The sequence below is a fragment of the Pseudomonas sp. TMW22090 genome, from assembly GCF_022496665.1.
GTDB classification, from domain to species: domain Bacteria; phylum Pseudomonadota; class Gammaproteobacteria; order Pseudomonadales; family Pseudomonadaceae; genus Aquipseudomonas; species Aquipseudomonas gregormendelii.
In genome coordinates, this window is record NZ_SCFH01000006.1 from 337,504 (window position 1) to 354,237 (window position 16,734).

A 16,734-nucleotide genomic window follows, 5' to 3' on the forward strand; every position below is an offset into this window, starting at 1 on the left:
ATCGCAGCCTGCGGCAGCTCCTACCGTGTTCGCACCGCTCCTGAATACACGCCCTGTCCGCCCCTGCTCGCCCTTCGCCCCATGCCCCGCTATACTCGTCGGCTTTTCCTGAATTAATGCCAATAGGGTCCCGCCGCGCATGGATAAGACCTACCAGCCGCACGCCATTGAAACTTCCTGGTACAACACCTGGGAGTCAGAGAATTACTTCGCCCCGCAAGGCGCGGGCGAGTCCTACACCATCATGATCCCGCCGCCGAATGTGACGGGCAGCCTGCACATGGGGCACGGCTTCAACAACGCGATCATGGACGCCCTGATCCGTTTCCGCCGCATGCAGGGTCGCAACACTCTGTGGCAGCCGGGTACCGACCACGCCGGTATCGCTACGCAGATGCTGGTGGAGCGTCAACTCGAAGCCCAGGGTCAGAGTCGCCACGATCTTGGTCGCGAGAAATTCCTCGAGAAAATCTGGGAATGGAAGGATCAGTCCGGTGGCAACATCAGCCGCCAGATCCGCCGCCTCGGCTCGTCCGTAGACTGGAGCCGCGAGCGCTTCACCATGGACGACGGCCTGTCTGAAGCGGTCAAGGAAGCCTTCGTGCGCCTGCACGAAGACGGCCTGATCTACCGCGGCAAGCGCCTGGTCAACTGGGACACCAAGCTGCACACGGCGATTTCCGACCTCGAGGTGGAAAACCATGACGAGAAAGGTTTCCTGTGGAACCTCAAGTACCCGTTGGCCGACGGCGCGAAAACGGCTGAAGGCAACGACTTCCTGATCGTCGCGACCACTCGCCCGGAAACCATGCTCGGCGACGCCGCCGTGGCCGTTAACCCGAACGATGAACGCTACAAAGCCCTGATCGGCAAATTTGTCGAGCTGCCGCTGGTCGGCCGCCGCATTCCGATCATCGCCGACGATTACTGCGATCCTGAGTTCGGCACCGGTTGCGTGAAAATCACCCCGGCACACGATTTCAACGACTACGAAGTCGGCAAGCGCCACAATTTGCCGCTGCTGAACATCTTCGACAAGAACGCCGCCGTCTTGCCGGCCTGCCAGGTGTTCAACCTCGACGGCACACTGAACGAAAGCATCGACGGCAAGATCCCGGCTGAATACGCAGGCCTGGACCGCTTCGAGGCGCGCAAGCAAATCGTCGCCGCCTTCGACGCCGCCGGCCTGCTGGTCAGCGTCGACGATCACGCCCTGAAAGTGCCGAAAGGCGATCGCTCGGGCACCATCATCGAGCCGTGGCTGACCGACCAGTGGTACGTGTCGACCAAGCCTTTGGCCGAGCCTGCAATTGCTGCCGTTGAAGACGGCCGCATCCAGTTCGTGCCGAAACAATACGAAAACATGTACTTCTCCTGGATGCGTGACATCCAGGACTGGTGCATCAGCCGTCAACTGTGGTGGGGTCACCGGATCCCGGCCTGGTACGACGAGTCGGGCAAAGTCTACGTCGGTCGCGACGAAGCCGAAGTTCGCACCAAGCACAACCTCGGCCCCGACGTGGCACTGCAACAGGACAACGACGTACTCGACACCTGGTTCAGTTCGGGCCTGTGGACCTTCTCCACCCTCGGCTGGCCTGAGCAGACCGAATTCCTGAAAAAATTCCACTCCACCGATGTGTTGGTGACCGGTTTCGACATCATTTTCTTCTGGGTTGCCCGGATGATCATGCTCACCATGCATTTGGTGAAAAACGAAGACGGCACGCCGCAGGTTCCGTTCAAGACCGTGTATGTGCACGGTCTGGTGCGAGATGGCCAAGGCCAGAAGATGTCCAAGTCCAAGGGCAACGTCCTTGACCCGCTGGACATCATCGACGGCATCGAGCTGGAAGACCTGGTGCAGAAACGCACTTCCGGCATGATGCAGCCGAAACTGGCGAAGAAGATCGAGAAGCAGACCCGCGACGAATTCGCCGATGGCATCGCCAGCTACGGCACCGACGCCCTGCGCTTCACTTTCTGCTCGCTGGCCTCCACCGGTCGCGACATCAAGTTCGACATGGGCCGCGTCGAAGGCTATCGCAACTTCTGCAACAAGATCTGGAACGCGGCGCGCTACGTGCTGGACAAAGGCGAAGACTGCGGCCAGAACGGCGAAGCCTACGAACTGTCTCTGGCGGATCGCTGGATCATCTCGCAGCTGCAACGCACCGAAGCCGAAGTGACCCGTCAGCTCGATCAGTTCCGCTTCGACCTGGCCGCACAAGCCTTGTACGAGTTCATCTGGAACCAGTATTGCGACTGGTACCTGGAGCTGTCCAAGCCGGTGCTGTGGGACGAAAACGCGCCGGTCGAACGCCAGCGCGGCACCCGTCGCACCCTGGTTCGCGTACTGGAAGTTGCCCTGCGCCTGGCGCACCCGTTCATGCCGTTCATCACCGAAGAAATCTGGCAGCGCATCGCGCCGCTGGCCGGCATCGAAGGCAAGACAATCATGCTGCAGCCTTGGCCAGTGGCCAATGAAGAGCGCATTGACGCAGCCGCCGAAGATGACATCGAATGGCTGAAAACGCTGATGCTCGGCACGCGTAACATTCGCGCCGAAATGAACATTGGTCCAGGCAAGCCGCTTAACCTGTTCCTGAAAAACGTCAGCGCCGAAGACCAGCGTCGTCTCACCGAAAACGAGGCCCTGCTGAAGAAGCTCGCGCGCCTCGAGTCGATCACTGTGCTGGCGGCAGGCGAAGAAGCACCACTGTCCGCGACCGCCCTGGTCGGCGAGATGGAAGTGCTTGTGCCAATGGCCGGCCTGATCGACAAGGACGCCGAGCTGGCACGCCTGGACAAGGAAATCCTGCGCTTGCAGGGTGAAGTCCAGCGCGTGGGCGGCAAGCTGTCGAACGCCGGTTTCGTCGACAAGGCGCCGGCCGAAGTCATCGAGAAGGAACGCGCCAAACTGGCCGAAGCGCAACAGGCTTTGGGCAAACTGGCCGAGCAGCATGCGCGGATTGCCAGTTTGTAACGGCAAATCGCAATGAAAAGGGAGGCCCGAAATGGCCTCCCTTTTTTGTGCCTGCCCATTCCCACAAACACCAAACCCCCTGGATATGCGTCATCGGGTAGCTAATGTGGGACAATGCCCGTCACTTTCAGCCATACCCGAATCGATCACACCCATGAACGCCCCCCGCACACCAAGACCTGCGCGCAAGAAGCCCGAATCCGCGACCCCGGCCAAAGCCGTCGAGCCCCGCGAAAAGGCCAGCCTGCACCCGCGCAACCGCCACCAGGGTCGTTATGACTTCCCGGCGCTGATCAAGACCACGCCCGAACTGGCGAAGTTCGTGATCACCAACCCGTACGGCAAGGAAAGCATCGACTTCGCCAGCCCGGACGCGGTGCGGGTGTTCAACCGCGCGCTGCTCAAGTCGTTCTACGGCGTGGCCCACTGGGACATCCCGGCGGATTACCTATGCCCGCCGGTTCCAGGGCGTGCCGACTATGTGCACTTCCTGGCCGACCTGTTGGCCAGCGTCAATGACGGCGAAATCCCCCGCGGCGCGCCGGTCAAGGTGCTCGACATCGGCATGGGCGCCAACTGCGTCTATCCGCTGATTGGCTACAGCGACTACCGCTGGCACTTCCTCGGCTCGGAAATCGACCCGACCGCCGTGGCCGCTGCCAAGGCCATCGTCCAGTCCAACGGGCTGAACAAGGCCATTCAGTTGCGCCAGCAAACCAACCCCAAGCACATTCTGCTGGGGTTGCTGGAACCCGGCGAACGCTTCGACCTGACCATGTGCAACCCGCCGTTCCACGCCTCGATGGACGAAGCCACCAAGGGCAGCGAGCGCAAATGGCGCGCACTCGGCCGCGCCGACCCGAAACGCAAGCTGCCGGTGCTGAACTTTGGTGGCCAGTCGGCTGAACTGTGGTGCGAGGGCGGCGAGGCCCGCTTCGTGACTCAATTGATCGCCGAGAGCGCGCACTTCCAGCACAAGGTGCTGTGGTTCAGCACCCTGGTGTCCAAGGCGTCGAACCTGCCCGCGATCGAGATCGCCCTGAAAAAGGCCGGCGTGCTGGAAAGCCAGGTCGTGGAAATGTCCCAGGGGCAGAAGAAAAGCCGCTTCGTCGCCTGGACGTTCCAGACCAAGAGCGAACAGCAAATCTGGCGTCAGCGCTGGGCTCGCTGAGACCGTAGGCGCTGCGGCACGCTGCGATCTTTTGATGTTGTTGTGAAAGATCAAGAGATCGCAGCCTCGTTTCACTCGACAGCTCCTACGGCGGTGATACTCCCGCGATCGTTCGAGCCCTCCGGCAAATCACAGGCACAAAAAAACCGTGCCCGGATCGCTCCGGAGCACGGTTTTTTACACGTCTTACTTGTTAACAGCGTCGGTCAGGCCTTTGGCCACAACCAGCTTGATAACTTTCTTGGCAGCGATTTCGATGGCAGCGCCAGTCGAAGGGTTGCGGCCAGTACGGGCAGGACGTTCGGTCACTTTCAATTTGCCGATACCTGGCAGAGTGATTTCGCCGCCATTTTCCAGCTGATCGGCAACGATTTGGCCCAGTTGGTCCAGAGCATTACGCGCGGTGGTTTTTGGCGCGTCGATAGCTTCAGCGATGTCGGCGATCAGTTGGTCTTTAGTAAGAGCCATGTAGTGTTCCTTCCCTATCAAATTCATATGGATTGCAGAGTGCAGTGTCAGCCATCGAGCCCGATCTTCTGGATCTGGCACCCTCGGCCAATAACCACGGGATCGGGGTTATAGATACCGAAATCAGGGTTTGGTTCGACCTGACAAATGCTGAATGCACGCTTAACGCAGTGACTTCGCGCAAGACCGGGCAAAACTAGCACAGAGACGGGGAAATATCCGCCTCTAGCTAACCATTTGGTCAGCTTTATTGGTCTAAAACGTTAAAAAACAGCATAAGGACTATCTCGTTGCCCTGAAATGCCCTCGCGCCCCCCGTAGGAGCTGCCGAAGGCTGCGATCTTTTGATCTTTTTTGTTTAAAAAGCAAAGTCAAAAGATCGCAGCCTTCGGCAGCTCCTACAAAGGGCATGCATTCCTAGTTGCGGTACACTGGGCGCTTTTTCGGGGAGCGCGCCCTCCTCTCTACAATCAGCCGAGAAGCCCATGCCGATCCGCCATTGCATCGTCCACCTGATCGACAAAAAACCCGACGGCACGCCTGCAGTTCTGCATGCCCGCAACGAAGAGTTGCCTGAGTCGAGCGCCATCGAGAACATGCTTGCCGACCTCAACGAGAGCTACAACGCCAAACAAGGCAAGGCCTGGGGTTTGTTCCATGCCGAGTCCGGGGCGCACCCGTTCAGCGGCTGGCTGAAGGAGTATCTCGAAGGCGGCAAGGACTTCACGGCATTCAGCCGGGTGGCGGTGGAGCATCTGCAGAAGCTGATGGAGGAATCCAACCTCTCGGTCGGTGGGCACGTGCTGTTTGCACACTATCAGCAAGGCATGACTGACTACCTGGCCATCGCCCTGCTGCATCACAGCGAAGGCGTCGCCGTGACCGAGCAGCTCGATGTGACCCCGTCCCGTCACCTGGACCTGGGTCAACTGCACCTCGCGGCGCGGATCAACGTGTCGGAGTGGCAGAACAACAAGCAGTCCAAGCAGTACATTTCGTTCATCAAAGGCAAGAACGGGAAAAAGGTCTCGGAGTATTTCCGCGACTTCATCGGCTGCCAGGAAGGCGTCGACGGCCCCGGTGAAACGCGCACGCTGCTCAAGGCCTTCAGTGATTTCGTTGAAAGCGAAGACCTGCCGGAAGAGTCCGCCCGGGAGAAAACCAAGACGCTGGTGGACTACGCCAGCAGCCAGGCCAAGATGGGTGAGCCCATGGGCCTGGAGGAACTGTCCGGGTTGATTGATGAAGAACGTCCTAAGGCGTTCTACGATCACATCCGCAACAAGGACTACGGCCTGTCTCCGGAGATCCCTGCGGACAAACGTACCCTGAATCAATTCCGTCGTTTCACGGGCCGTGCCGAGGGCCTCTCCATCAGCTTTGAAGCGCACCTGCTGGGCTCGAAGATCGAGTACGACGAAGAAGCCGGCACCCTGATCATCAAGGGCCTGCCAACCCAGCTCACCGATCAGCTCAAGCGTCGCAACTGATGCTGCGGGGCGTGCTGAAAAAATTCCTGCTGATACTGCTGGTGATCGTGGTCTATCAGAACTGGGGCAAGATAGAACGGGTGTTCAATCCGTCCCAAGTGGTATCGGAGCAGACCCAGGCCAAGGCCAATGTGGTGCTCTACGCCACTGAATGGTGTGGTTACTGCAAGTTGACCCGACGGTTTCTCGACCAGAAAGGCATTCCGTACAAGGAGTTCGATATCGAGAAGGATGCCCAGGCGCGCAAGGCTTACGAGGCGCTGGGTGGCGGCGGCATTCCGATCATCGATGTAAACGGGACGTTGATTCGCGGGTATGACCCGCAAGCCATACTCGCAGCCTTGAAATAAACAAGATCGCAGCCTTCGGCAGCGCCTGCAGATGAACACCGCTCTGCTCTGATGCAGGAGCTGCCGGAGGCTGCGATCTTTTGATTTACCGCTGTTTTTCGAGACGAAACCCGAATCGCGGGAAATGCACATGCACCACCCCGCACCGCTCATCCTCGCGACGCAGAATCAGCTCTTCACTTCCGGCAAACAACAACTCACCCGCCACCGGATCAACCCCGTAATCCGTGGCCGCAATCACTACCCGCTGACCCGCCTCGAAACCGTTAGGTTCTGCAAAGCGTTCCTGCGGCAACTGCGCCGGTGTAGCGCTGCGTGCCACCTCCAGCGCTTGCTCTGAACTCATCTCGCTCGGGGCCCCATGACCAAAGCCCAAGACGCGGCCCAACCAGGCGGACACTGCCGGATACCCATCGACCAGCGGCGAAGTGACCGGCGTCGCCTTGAGGAACCACAGTGGGTGCGCCAGGGCGAAATCGGCAATCGACGGCTCGCCGAAGAGGAAATCACCCTGCTCGCGCTGCAGTTGCTGTTCGAGTCGCGCCATGATCGTCGGCCACTGGTGCCTGGCTTGCTCGGCAGACAAGCGGGTGGCGCTGCCGCCACTGAACAGCCCGGCGCGATCCGCCAGGAAGGCCTTGATGGCATCCGGCGGCAGGCTGGCAAAACGCACGGCGACAGATTCCGGCTGAAACACCAGGCTAACGGCATGCTGGAACACCACTGAGTCCGCCCAGGCGGCGAACGACGCAGCGATCATCTCCTGACCTTCCGGGAAGAGTGCCGGCAAGGCTTTTTCCTGCTCCAGGCGCCGGGCAATCAACGCAGTGTCGCAGTAGATGTCTGCACCGACCTGCAACACCGGCGTCTTGCGATAGCCACCCGTCAAGGCGGTGAGGTCAGGCTTGGGCATTACCGGTGAAATCTTCACCGAACGCCAGGACAGCCCCTTGAAACCCAACAACAGGCGGGCCTTTTCGGCGAAAGGGGACGTCGGGTAATGATGCAGGATCAACTCGGACATGCTCGGCTCCGCCGCGCGAATTAGGAGTCAGCAGCTTAGCGCGCAATCCGCAGGCGGCCTACGGGTCTGCCTGATGGGAACTGATCAGTCAGATTGATAGTTCGCGACCAGGCATTCCTTGGCGCTTTTCCTGAGTTTCTTTATCAGCCGCTCCTGACGTAGCGCTTCACTCCTGTCGCGACAGGCCTCGGTGTACACCAGGGCCACGGCCGGGCTTGAGAGGAAGAAGCGCGCGCCTTTACCCCGCTGATGAGTGGCGAAGCGGCGAACGGGGTCGTCGCTGATCCCGCAGTACAGCGAACCATTGGCGGCACGTACGAGGTAGACAAACCAGGGCTTGCTGACCAGCGGCGTTTCGACGGCGCTGACAGACGTTTGGCTGAGACTGTTCAATTGACGATCTGGATTGGAAAAGAAACAAGTGGCGATCTTATCAGCGCCCGGCCTGGAATGCCTTCAACCCCTTCAAGGCCTGGGCCCGAACGGCGTTTTTTACCAAGGGCGACCAGCCCAACAGCAGACCTTTGAAACCGAGCGCCTGGCGTGACCAGGACCACAAGTCAAAACGGTCGTGGTGCTCGCAGATTTTTCCGTCGCGAAACACGAACCGTGCCTGGATGTCGTTGACCACGGTATTGCCGGTCTGACTGAACAGGTACGTCGCCACCCAATGTGCACTCCCGGTACGCTCGTCGGCACGGACATCGTCGAACGTCAGGGAAAAGTTCCTGGCACGAGTGGTGAGCATGCGCCACATATCACCCGCATCACGCCCATGCAGTTCACCGAAGGCCGGGTCACTGAACACCACGTCATCGGTGTAGCAGGCGCTCATGGCTTCGGCATCCAGCCGCTGGAAAGCCTGGTAAAACCGGGTAATCAATGCTTGGTGGGCATCACTCATGTGCAGGCTCCCTGGGTTGCAGAACAGTTTTGAAGTCTGCCCGCACGATAGCCTGTCAATTCGCGGAACACTATCGGCATTCGTGGGCCGAATACCGATAGTGTCCGATGAGTCAGAGTTTTTCGCTGACTACTTGAACGTACAACGATCGCCCGGCTCCCAGGCCGGCAAGGATCGCGCCCAGGCCGATGACCCCGAAAATCCAGCCGACCGCTGCCCAGCCGCCGGTCCAGTCATGCACGATGCCGACCGCCAATGGCCCCATGGATGCCAGGGTGTAGCCGAAGCCTTGAGCCATGCTCGACAGGTTCGCCGCCACGTGGGCATCTCGCGAGCGCAGCACGATCAGGGTCAGCGCCAGGCTGAACGCCCCGCCCTGCCCCAGCCCGAGCAGAATCGCCCAACCCCACAAGCCATCGATCGGCGCATACAGGCACCCGAACAGGCCGCTGAGGGTCAAGGCCATGACGACCACGATCGCCAGGCGCTGGTCCTTGCCGCGAGTCGCCAGCCAGGGAGCCGCCAAAGAACTGGCCAACTGCACGATCACCGAGCCGGAAAGCACCAGCCCCGCCTGGGTCGGCGTCAGGCCGCGACCGATCAGGATCGAAGGCAACCAGCCGAACACGATGTACGCCAGGGACGATTGCAGGCCCATGTACAAGGTCACTTGCCAGGCCAGCGGGTCGCGCAGCAAACCGCGAACCCGGTAGGCGACATTGTGCGCACCGTGTTTCTGCCCGACTTGCGGCAGCCAGAACAGCGCCGCGACCAACGCCGGAATAACCCAGAAGCCCAGGCCCGTGGCCCAGCTCTGGTCGAAATGTTCGCTCAGCGGCACGGTGGCGCCTGCGGCCATCGCCGCCCCCAGGCACAGGGCCATGGTGTAGACCCCGGTCATGGTACCCGCGTGTTTGGCAAAGTCGCGCTTGACGATACCCGGCAGCAATACGCCGATCACACCAATGCTGGCACCCGCCAGCACGCTGCCGGCAAACAGGCCGATTTCGCCAAACGAACTGCGCAGGATGATTCCTCCGGCCAGCGTCAGCAGAATGCCCAGCACCACCCGTTCGGCGCCGAAACGGCGCGCCAGGATCGGTGCCAGCGGTGCGAACAGGCCGAGGCACAGCACCGGCAAGGTGGTCAGCAGACCGGCCTGGGCCGCCGATAATCCGAGGCTTTTCGACACGTCACTGAGCATCGGCGCCATGCTCGATAGCGCCGGGCGCAAGTTCAATGCCACCAGGATCAGGCCCAGCAACAGCAGCCAGGGCCGGCGCAGGATCGGATGGCTGTTCTGCACCTCGTCGTCATCGGCCTCGGCGTCGATCAGCAGCTCTTCGAGCTCTGCCGTGCGTTTGGCTTCAGGGATGTTGCTGTTACGGCTGGACATGGTTTTCTCGTGTTCAAGGTTCGTTGATCAACTGCCTGGACAGGGCTTTGGCCCGTTCCGGGTCACGTTGCTCGACGGCGTCCAGCAGTTCGATATGCAGGTCGAACACTTCCTGGCGCCGTGGGGTGATGTTCAGGGTCTGGCGCAGTTGCGCACCGACGATGCTGGAGAAGTAGCGATACAGCTCACTGAGCGTGGGGTTGTGTGCGGCATCGACCAGGCGCCGATGAAACACCAGGTCGCAGGCGATGTAGCTGTCGAGATCGCCATGGTAGTGGCTGCCGCTGACGCCCAATGCTTCACGCAAGGCCACCAGGTCTTCATCGGTGCGGCGCAAGGCGGCCAGGCCAATGGCCTCGACTTCAAGAATGTGCCGGGTCTCGCGGGCCTGTTCATGAGAGCAGCGGGACAGCGCTTTGAGGGTGTCGAGTGGATCGATCACCGCGCGCAGGTAACTGCCGTCACCCTGGCGGATCTCAATCAACCCGGAAAAAGCCAACACGCGCATGGCTTCGCGCACGGTGTTGCGGCTGATACCCAGTTCTGCGGACAACTCGGGTTCGGTGGGCAGGCGTTGGCCCACAGCCCACGTGCCTTCGGTGATGCGTAAACGCAGCTGATCCAACGCCTGGTCGACCAGAGACCTTTTTACCAATGGAGACATCTCAGACAAAACACTCGTGCAGTCATCCAATCATAGGATGTATTTTCTGACATGTTAGTCAGGTTTACTCCAGAAGACAACCGCTGCTCCATCAAGGTAGAACTGCCTGCCTACATCCGACAGATATTGAAGAAGTTTCCCGCAACAGCCTCAGCCCTTTCCGATAGATGAACGCTGCACCCGGTCAATAGACTTCCTGCACCCAAGGCACTGCCTTGGGCCGTGCTTCAGCGCCTCCTAACTTCACACAGACAAGGAACACGCTATGCAGGAATTCAAATACGGCACCAAATCAGATCCTTCGTTCTTTCTGGACACCGCCTCTGATCTGGTCGTCGTCCGAACCCTTCCCGGCTTGCCAGCCGTTCTCGACACCACCGCCCCCCCCTGGACCATGCACAACGGGTGATTCATTTTGAGTCGTCAGGACTGAGCGTTTTCAAGCTGCCAGCCGACTCCGGGGATCTGCAGGCCTGCAAGCGCTGCTTGCGACAACTACCCAACGTGCGTTTCGCCGGCAGCGGCCTGGTGGCGGCGGACACCGGGGAACCCGTGATCTATACCGAAAATATCTTCATCAAGTTTATCGACTCACACGACTCGCTGGCCTGCGAAACCGTACTCGAACAAGCAGGACTGACGATCAAGACAAAAGTCGTTTACGCACAAAACGCTTATTTCGTGACGCCAGGAGAAGGCTGCGGAACACAGGTATTCAATCAGGCCCTGACCTTGCTCGAACGTGAGGATGTGGAGTACTGCCATCCTGAACTCCTGACAAAACGTCACTCACGCACTATCCACCCCAATCAGTGGCACCTGAAAAAAACCACTGTGAGCTATCAGTATGAAATTGATGCCAGTGCCAACGTCGAGGCGGCCCACGCCCTGAGTCTGGGCGCGAATGTAGTGATCGCCGTCATAGACGATGCTTTTGATATCGACCATCCCGAATTCACCTCGGCCGACAAGATCGTCGCCCCGAGGAGCTACAGGGACCCCAGGGAACCCGGAGCCGACCCGCGCCCTCAGGACGCCGATGAAAGCCATGGTACCGCCGTCGCAGGTGTCGCCTGTGCCGATGGCCTGCATGGCGCAAGCGGAGTCGCACCCAGGGCAAGACTGATGCCGATCAGCCTGGGTGACGGGGAGTCACTGGGCGGTCAGACCGAAGCGAACGCTTTCGTCTGGGCTGCGCTCAATGGCGCGGACATCATCAGTTGCAGTTGGGGCCCTCCGGATGGAAACTGGGCCGACCCTATGGACCCGGCCCATCATCAAGTCCATCCGTTACCCGCCAGTGTTCGCCTGGCCATTGATTTCGCCGCGCTCAGAGGGCGAAAGGGCAAGGGCTGCCCGATCTTCTTCGCCGCCGGCAATGGCAGTGAAAGTGTCGACAATGATGGTTATGCCAGCCATCCACTGGTCATGGCCGTAGCCGCCTGCAACGACCACAGCCGCCGCAGCGCCTACAGTGATTACGGAAAAGCCATCTGGTGCTCATTTCCCAGTGATCAGGAACAGCACCCGGATAACAATTTCCAGCCCAGAAGTTTTCCCGCTCGCACCCGCGGCATATGGACAACAGATCTGCGAGGAAGAAATGGCTACAACGACAAAGCCCTTGGCCAAGGTGACTTGTGGGGCAACTACACCGAGAGCTTTGGCGGAACGTCGAGCGCCTGCCCCGGCGCCGCCGGGGTGGCGGCTCTGGTTTTATCGGTGAACCCCGCGCTGACACGCACCGAAGTTCGCTCGATCCTTGCTGACTGCTGCGACAAGATCACTCATTTCCTGGATGGAGCGATGGGAAAATATGATCAGAATGGCCATAGCCACTATTACGGTCACGGCAGGCTCAATGCATTGAAGGCAGTGCAGTTGGCGTTGGATAAAAAAACCAGCTGATAGCAGGCGGTTGTCGATTGGAAAAAAATAAACCCGGCACTCAGTCCGGGTTTATTTCACTGCCAAGCTTCGATCAATGCAGGATCTGGCTCAGGAACAGCTTGGTGCGCTCATTCTGCGGGTTGTCGAAGAAGTCATTCGGCGCCGCCTGTTCAACGATCTCGCCTTTGTCCATGAAGATCACGCGGTTGGCCACGGTACGGGCGAAGCCCATTTCGTGGGTCACGCAAAGCATGGTCATGCCGTCTTCGGCCAGGCCGATCATGGTGTCCAGCACCTCTTTCACCATCTCGGGGTCGAGTGCCGAAGTCGGTTCGTCGAACAACATGATTTTCGGCTTCATGCACAGGGCACGGGCAATCGCCACGCGCTGCTGTTGACCGCCGGACAGTTGCCCCGGGAATTTATGCGCCTGCTCCGGAATGCGTACGCGTTCCAGGTAGTGCATGGCGATTTCCTCGGCCTTGCGCTTGGGCATCTTGCGTACCCACATCGGCGCCAGGGTGCAGTTCTGCAGGATGGTCAGGTGCGGGAACAGGTTGAAGTGCTGGAACACCATGCCGACTTCGCGACGCACCGACTCGATCTGCTTGAGGTCGTTGGTCAGCTCCACGCCATCGACCACGATGCGCCCTTGCTGGTGTTCTTCCAGGCGATTGAGGCAGCGAATGGTGGTGGATTTGCCGGAACCCGACGGGCCGCACAGGACGATTCGCTCGCCCTGCCTGACGTTCAGGTTAATGTCCTTGAGTACGTGAAACTGCCCGTACCACTTGTTCACGCCCTGCATCTGGATAATGCCTTCAGGGCTCACAGGCTGTTTGATTGCTTCGCTCATAAAAAGAACTCCTAACGCTTGTGGCCAGTGTCGAGCTTGCGTTCCAGATGCATGGAATAGCGCGACATACCAAAACAGAAAATCCAGAACACCAGGGCGGCGAACACGTAGCCTTCAGTGGCCATGCCCAACCATTTCGGGTCGGCGGCCGCTTGCTTGACGCTGTTGAGCAGGTCGAACAGGCCGATGATGATCACCAGGCTGGTGTCCTTGAACAGCGCAATGAAGGTGTTGACGATGCCAGGGATCACCAGCTTCAGGGCTTGCGGCAGGATCACCAGGCCCATCGAACGCCAGTAGCCAAGGCCCATTGCGGCGGCTGCTTCGTACTGACCTTTGGGAATCGCCTGCAGACCACCGCGCACCACCTCGGCCACATAGGCCGACTGGAACAGGATCACGCCGATCAGGGCCCGCAGCAGCTTGTCGAAGTTCATGCCTTCGGGCAGGAACAACGGCAGCATTACCGAGGACATGAACAACACCGTGATCAACGGCACGCCGCGCCAGAATTCGATGAAGGTCACACAGACCACGCGAATCGCCGGCATGTTCGAGCGCCGCCCCAGTGCCAGGACAATACCCAGCGGCAAGGCGCCGGCAATCCCGACGGTGGCGATCACCAGGGTCAGCATCAGGCCGCCCCATTGGCTGGTCGCCACCTGGGTCAGGCCAAACACACCACCGTGCAACAGGCACCAGGCAATGATCGGATACAGCACCAGGAAGCTCAGCCCGTACACCGCTTTACGCGGGAAGCGCGAGATGAACAACGGGGCTACGCCGATAACCGCCAGCCATACGGTCAGGTCCACGCGCCAGCGCATGTCCACCGGGTAGTAGCCGTACATGAACTGGCCGAAGCGCTGCTGAATGAACACCCAGCAGGCGCCCTCCTTCGTGCAGTCTGCCTGGCTGGTCCCGACCCAGTTGGCATTGATGATCGCCCAGCTGAGGATCGGCGGCACCACGAGGTAGATCAGGTAGAACGCAAACAGGGTCAGCAGGGTGTTGAGCCAGCTGGAGAACATGTTGGCGCGCATCCACGCCACCACACCGATACTGCGGTCCGGTGGCGGCATGTCAGGTTTGAAGATATGAGTACTCATGCGCTATTCCTTACCGCTCGATCAGCGCAATGCGCTTGTTGTACCAGTTCATCAGCAGGGAAATGCTGATACTGATCGCCAGGTACACGCTCATGGTGATGGCAATCACCTCGATCGCCTGTCCGGTCTGGTTCAGCACCGTGCCGGCAAACAACGAAACCATTTCCGGGTAACCGATACCGGCAGCCAGCGAGGAGTTTTTGGCCAGGTTCAGGTATTGGCTGGTCAGCGGTGGAATGATCACGCGCAGGGCTTGCGGGATGATCACCTTGCGCAGGGTCGGACCGTTGCGCAGCCCCAGGGAGTGCGCCGCCTCGGTCTGGCCATGGCTGACCGACTTGATGCCCGAGCGCACGATCTCGGCAATGAATGCCGCGGTGTACACGGTGAGCGCCAGGGTCAACGCCAGCAGTTCGGGGATCAATACCCAGCCACCAACGAAGTTGAAGCCTTGCAGCTTGGGCATCTCCCAATGCACCGGAGCGCCAAAGATCAACGCGCACAGTGCCGGGATCACCAGGAACAGTGCCAGGCCGACCCAGAATTTGTGAAATGGCACGCCGGTTTCTTCGAAACGTTTGTTGGCCCAGCGGCACATCAGCACGATAGCGACAATGGCCACGCCCACGCCGGCCACGAATGGCCAGAAACCATCCGACGCCAACGCCGCTGGCATGTTCAGGCCACGGCTGCTGACAAAGAAGGTATCGCCGAAGTTATGACTGGCACGCGGTCCTGGCATGGTCAGGAATACCGCGAAGTACCAGAAAAGGATCTGCAGCAGCGGCGGAATGTTGCGGAAAACCTCTACATACACTGTCGCCAGCTTGGCAATAATCCAGTTTTTTGACAGCCGTGACACGCCGACGATGAACCCGAGGATCGTCGCCAGGATCACGCCGATGAACGTCACCAGCAGCGTATTGAGCAGGCCGATGACAAACACCCGGGCATAGCTGTCCGATTCGGTGTAGTCGATCAGGTGTTGAGCGATGCCGAAACCGGCACTGCGCTCCAGGAAGTCGAAGCCGGAAGTGATGCCCCGGTGTTGCAGGTTGGTCTGGGTGTTGTCGAACAGAAACCAGCCCAGCGAGACCACCGCCACAATGGTGATGATCTGGAATAGCCACGCACGCACTTTGGGATCGCTGAGGCTGAGCCTCTGCTTTGGTGCGCCGATTGAATTTTGCATGAAGTGCCCCGCAAAGAATGGAACAGAACATCACCCGGCGGTTGGCCCACCGGGTGATAGAACCATCAGCGCACTGGTGGTGCGTATTGAATGCCGCCGTTGTTCCACAGCGCGTTCAGGCCACGGTCGATTTCCAGCGGGGTGCTCTTGCCGAGGTTTTTCTCGAACACTTCGCCGTAGTTACCTACTTGCTTGATGATCTGTACGACCCAGTCTTTCGGCAGTTTCAGATCCTTGCCGTATTCACCGTCAGCCCCGAGCATACGAGCGACGTCCGGGTTCTTGGTGGCCTTGGCTTCAGCTTCGACGTTTTTCGAAGTGATGCCGGCTTCTTCAGCGTTGAGCATGGCGTAGCCAGTCCAGCGGACCACTGCCAGCCACTCGTCATCGCCGTTACGCACGACAGGGCCCAGGGGCTCCTTGGAGATGGTTTCCGGCAGAACCACGTAGTCCTTCGGCGCGGCCAGCTTGCTGCGCTGGGCGAACAGTTGGGACTTGTCGGAGGTCAGCACGTCGCAACGACCGGACTCCAGCGACTTGGCGCTTTCATCGGAGGTGTCGAAGGTGATCGGGGTGTATTTCAGACCGTTGCCGCGGAAGTAGTCGGAAACGTTCAGCTCAGTGGTGGTACCGGCCTGGATGCAGATGGTTGCACCGTCCAGTTCCTTGGCGCTCTTGACGCCCAGCTTGTTGTTAACCAGGAAGCCGATGCCGTCGTAGTAGGTGATGAAGCCTGGAAACTTCAGGCCCATGCCCGCGTCACGGGAGCTGGTCATGGTGGTGTTGCGCGACAGGATGTCGATTTCGCCGGACTGCAGCGCAGTGAAGCGCTCCTTGGCGTTCAACTGACTGAATTTAACCTTGGTCGCGTCGCCGAATACGGCAGCGGCTACAGCGCGGCAGAAGTCAGCATCGATGCCGAGGATCTTGCCAGTGGCGTCCGGAACCGAGAAACCCGGCAGGCCGTCACTTACACCGCACTGTACAAAACCTTTCTTCTGCACTGCATCCAGGGTTGCACCCGCCTGAGCGAACCCGCTGACGCCAAGTACTGCGGCTGCAGTCACGACGGCCAGGGTGGATTTCAACATCTTCATTCAAACCTCCAGTTTTGCTCTTGTTGTGTCGGAGCGTGAGTCCAGTCGCACCCTTATGAGGCGTTGTTGACCCGTGTTGGCTTTTTTTAGGGTCAAGCGACGTAGGACCTTAGCTATGAGTCTAGTAGGAGAAAATC

16 protein-coding genes are annotated in these 16,734 nt (G+C 59.6%); 6 read left to right on the forward strand and 10 right to left on the reverse strand.

What is annotated here, in order from left to right; genetic code table 11:
- Nucleotides 1–139: 139 nt before the first annotated feature.
- Both EQV97_RS18835 and rlmF read left to right on the forward strand, forming a co-directional pair.
- On the forward strand, nt 140–2,986 hold the full coding sequence (locus EQV97_RS18835) for a valine--tRNA ligase (protein ID WP_240889495.1): 2,847 nt from the start codon (nt 140–142) through the stop codon (nt 2,984–2,986).
- Nucleotides 2,987–3,140: 154 nt separating this feature from the next.
- Complete coding sequence (gene rlmF, locus EQV97_RS18840; RefSeq protein ID WP_045062125.1) at nt 3,141–4,157, forward strand: 23S rRNA (adenine(1618)-N(6))-methyltransferase RlmF; 1,017 nt, start codon at nt 3,141–3,143, stop codon at nt 4,155–4,157.
- A gap of 186 nt (nt 4,158–4,343) precedes the next feature.
- Here rlmF and EQV97_RS18845 read toward each other — a convergent pair whose 3' ends face one another.
- On the reverse strand, nt 4,344–4,625 hold the full coding sequence (locus EQV97_RS18845; RefSeq protein WP_007905514.1) for an HU family DNA-binding protein: 282 nt from the start codon (nt 4,623–4,625) through the stop codon (nt 4,344–4,346).
- 485 nt (nt 4,626–5,110) lie between these two features.
- On the opposite strand from EQV97_RS18845, the gene yejK reads away from it, so the two are divergent.
- Together yejK and EQV97_RS18855 are read left to right on the forward strand one after the other, a co-directional pair.
- Complete coding sequence (gene yejK / locus EQV97_RS18850) at nt 5,111–6,115, forward strand: nucleoid-associated protein YejK (protein ID WP_122838817.1); 1,005 nt, start codon at nt 5,111–5,113, stop codon at nt 6,113–6,115.
- Nucleotides 6,115–6,465, forward strand: a complete 351-nt coding sequence (locus EQV97_RS18855) for a glutaredoxin family protein (protein WP_122838816.1) — start codon at nt 6,115–6,117, stop codon at nt 6,463–6,465. Before yejK ends, EQV97_RS18855 begins: the two co-directional genes overlap by 1 nt.
- 85 nt (nt 6,466–6,550) lie before the next feature.
- Here the strand turns inward: EQV97_RS18855 and EQV97_RS18860 are convergent, their stop codons facing one another.
- The 5 genes from EQV97_RS18860 to EQV97_RS18880 all read right to left on the reverse strand — a co-directional run bounded on the left by EQV97_RS18860 (nt 6,551) and on the right by EQV97_RS18880 (nt 10,462).
- Nucleotides 6,551–7,489 carry a glutathione S-transferase family protein gene (locus EQV97_RS18860; protein ID WP_240889497.1) on the reverse strand — a complete coding sequence of 313 codons (939 nt, stop codon included), beginning with the start codon at nt 7,487–7,489 and terminating at the stop codon, nt 6,551–6,553.
- An 84-nt stretch (nt 7,490–7,573) separates the two neighbouring features.
- Complete coding sequence (locus tag EQV97_RS18865) at nt 7,574–7,882, reverse strand: GIY-YIG nuclease family protein (protein ID WP_045062121.1); 309 nt, start codon at nt 7,880–7,882, stop codon at nt 7,574–7,576.
- 40 nt (nt 7,883–7,922) lie between these two features.
- Nucleotides 7,923–8,393 (reverse strand): nuclear transport factor 2 family protein, encoded by a 471-nt coding sequence (locus tag EQV97_RS18870; protein WP_122838814.1) that lies wholly within the window; start codon nt 8,391–8,393, stop codon nt 7,923–7,925.
- Nucleotides 8,394–8,505: 112 nt separating this feature from the next.
- Nucleotides 8,506–9,789, reverse strand: a complete 1,284-nt coding sequence (locus EQV97_RS18875) for a CynX/NimT family MFS transporter (protein WP_201147553.1) — start codon at nt 9,787–9,789, stop codon at nt 8,506–8,508.
- A 13-nt stretch (nt 9,790–9,802) separates the two neighbouring features.
- Complete coding sequence (locus EQV97_RS18880; RefSeq protein ID WP_122838812.1) at nt 9,803–10,462, reverse strand: FadR/GntR family transcriptional regulator; 660 nt, start codon at nt 10,460–10,462, stop codon at nt 9,803–9,805.
- A gap of 256 nt (nt 10,463–10,718) precedes the next feature.
- Here EQV97_RS18880 and EQV97_RS18885 point away from each other — a divergent pair, with 256 nt between their 5' ends.
- On the forward strand, nt 10,719–10,862 hold the full coding sequence (locus tag EQV97_RS18885; protein WP_240889499.1) for a hypothetical protein: 144 nt from the start codon (nt 10,719–10,721) through the stop codon (nt 10,860–10,862).
- Nucleotides 10,859–12,361, forward strand: a complete 1,503-nt coding sequence (locus EQV97_RS18890; RefSeq protein WP_346769735.1) for a S8 family serine peptidase — start codon at nt 10,859–10,861, stop codon at nt 12,359–12,361. Before EQV97_RS18885 ends, EQV97_RS18890 begins: the two co-directional genes overlap by 4 nt.
- A gap of 73 nt (nt 12,362–12,434) precedes the next feature.
- On the opposite strand, the gene EQV97_RS18895 is transcribed toward EQV97_RS18890, so the two are convergent.
- From EQV97_RS18895 to EQV97_RS18910, 4 genes are all read right to left on the reverse strand, one after another.
- Nucleotides 12,435–13,199, reverse strand: coding sequence for an amino acid ABC transporter ATP-binding protein (locus tag EQV97_RS18895; RefSeq protein WP_122838810.1), 765 nt, complete (start codon nt 13,197–13,199; stop codon nt 12,435–12,437).
- An 11-nt stretch (nt 13,200–13,210) separates the two neighbouring features.
- Complete coding sequence (locus EQV97_RS18900) at nt 13,211–14,308, reverse strand: amino acid ABC transporter permease (protein WP_045062116.1); 1,098 nt, start codon at nt 14,306–14,308, stop codon at nt 13,211–13,213.
- 10 nt (nt 14,309–14,318) lie between these two features.
- Entirely contained in the window at nt 14,319–15,500 is a 1,182-nt protein-coding gene (locus EQV97_RS18905) for an amino acid ABC transporter permease (protein ID WP_045062115.1), read from the reverse strand.
- A gap of 65 nt (nt 15,501–15,565) precedes the next feature.
- Nucleotides 15,566–16,597 (reverse strand): amino acid ABC transporter substrate-binding protein, encoded by a 1,032-nt coding sequence (locus EQV97_RS18910; RefSeq protein WP_122838809.1) that lies wholly within the window; start codon nt 16,595–16,597, stop codon nt 15,566–15,568.
- Nucleotides 16,598–16,734 lie beyond the last annotated feature (137 nt).

Bases quoted from the DNA above. Each gene is read 5' to 3' on its own strand.
- rlmF (WP_045062125.1), top strand. From the start codon at position 3,141: ATGAACGCCCCCCGCACACCAAGACCTGCGCGCAAGAAGCCCGAATCC.
- EQV97_RS18835 (WP_240889495.1), top strand. From the start codon at position 140: ATGGATAAGACCTACCAGCCGCACGCCATTGAAACTTCCTGGTACAAC.
- EQV97_RS18895 (WP_122838810.1), bottom strand. From the start codon at position 13,199: ATGAGCGAAGCAATCAAACAGCCTGTGAGCCCTGAAGGCATTATCCAG.
- yejK (WP_122838817.1), top strand. From the start codon at position 5,111: ATGCCGATCCGCCATTGCATCGTCCACCTGATCGACAAAAAACCCGAC.
- EQV97_RS18900 (WP_045062116.1), bottom strand. From the start codon at position 14,308: ATGAGTACTCATATCTTCAAACCTGACATGCCGCCACCGGACCGCAGT.
- EQV97_RS18860 (WP_240889497.1), bottom strand. From the start codon at position 7,489: ATGTCCGAGTTGATCCTGCATCATTACCCGACGTCCCCTTTCGCCGAA.
- EQV97_RS18905 (WP_045062115.1), bottom strand. From the start codon at position 15,500: ATGCAAAATTCAATCGGCGCACCAAAGCAGAGGCTCAGCCTCAGCGAT.
- EQV97_RS18885 (WP_240889499.1), top strand. From the start codon at position 10,719: ATGCAGGAATTCAAATACGGCACCAAATCAGATCCTTCGTTCTTTCTG.
- EQV97_RS18855 (WP_122838816.1), top strand. From the start codon at position 6,115: ATGCTGCGGGGCGTGCTGAAAAAATTCCTGCTGATACTGCTGGTGATC.
- EQV97_RS18875 (WP_201147553.1), bottom strand. From the start codon at position 9,789: ATGTCCAGCCGTAACAGCAACATCCCTGAAGCCAAACGCACGGCAGAG.
- EQV97_RS18910 (WP_122838809.1), bottom strand. From the start codon at position 16,597: ATGAAGATGTTGAAATCCACCCTGGCCGTCGTGACTGCAGCCGCAGTA.
- EQV97_RS18845 (WP_007905514.1), bottom strand. From the start codon at position 4,625: ATGGCTCTTACTAAAGACCAACTGATCGCCGACATCGCTGAAGCTATC.
- EQV97_RS18870 (WP_122838814.1), bottom strand. From the start codon at position 8,393: ATGAGTGATGCCCACCAAGCATTGATTACCCGGTTTTACCAGGCTTTC.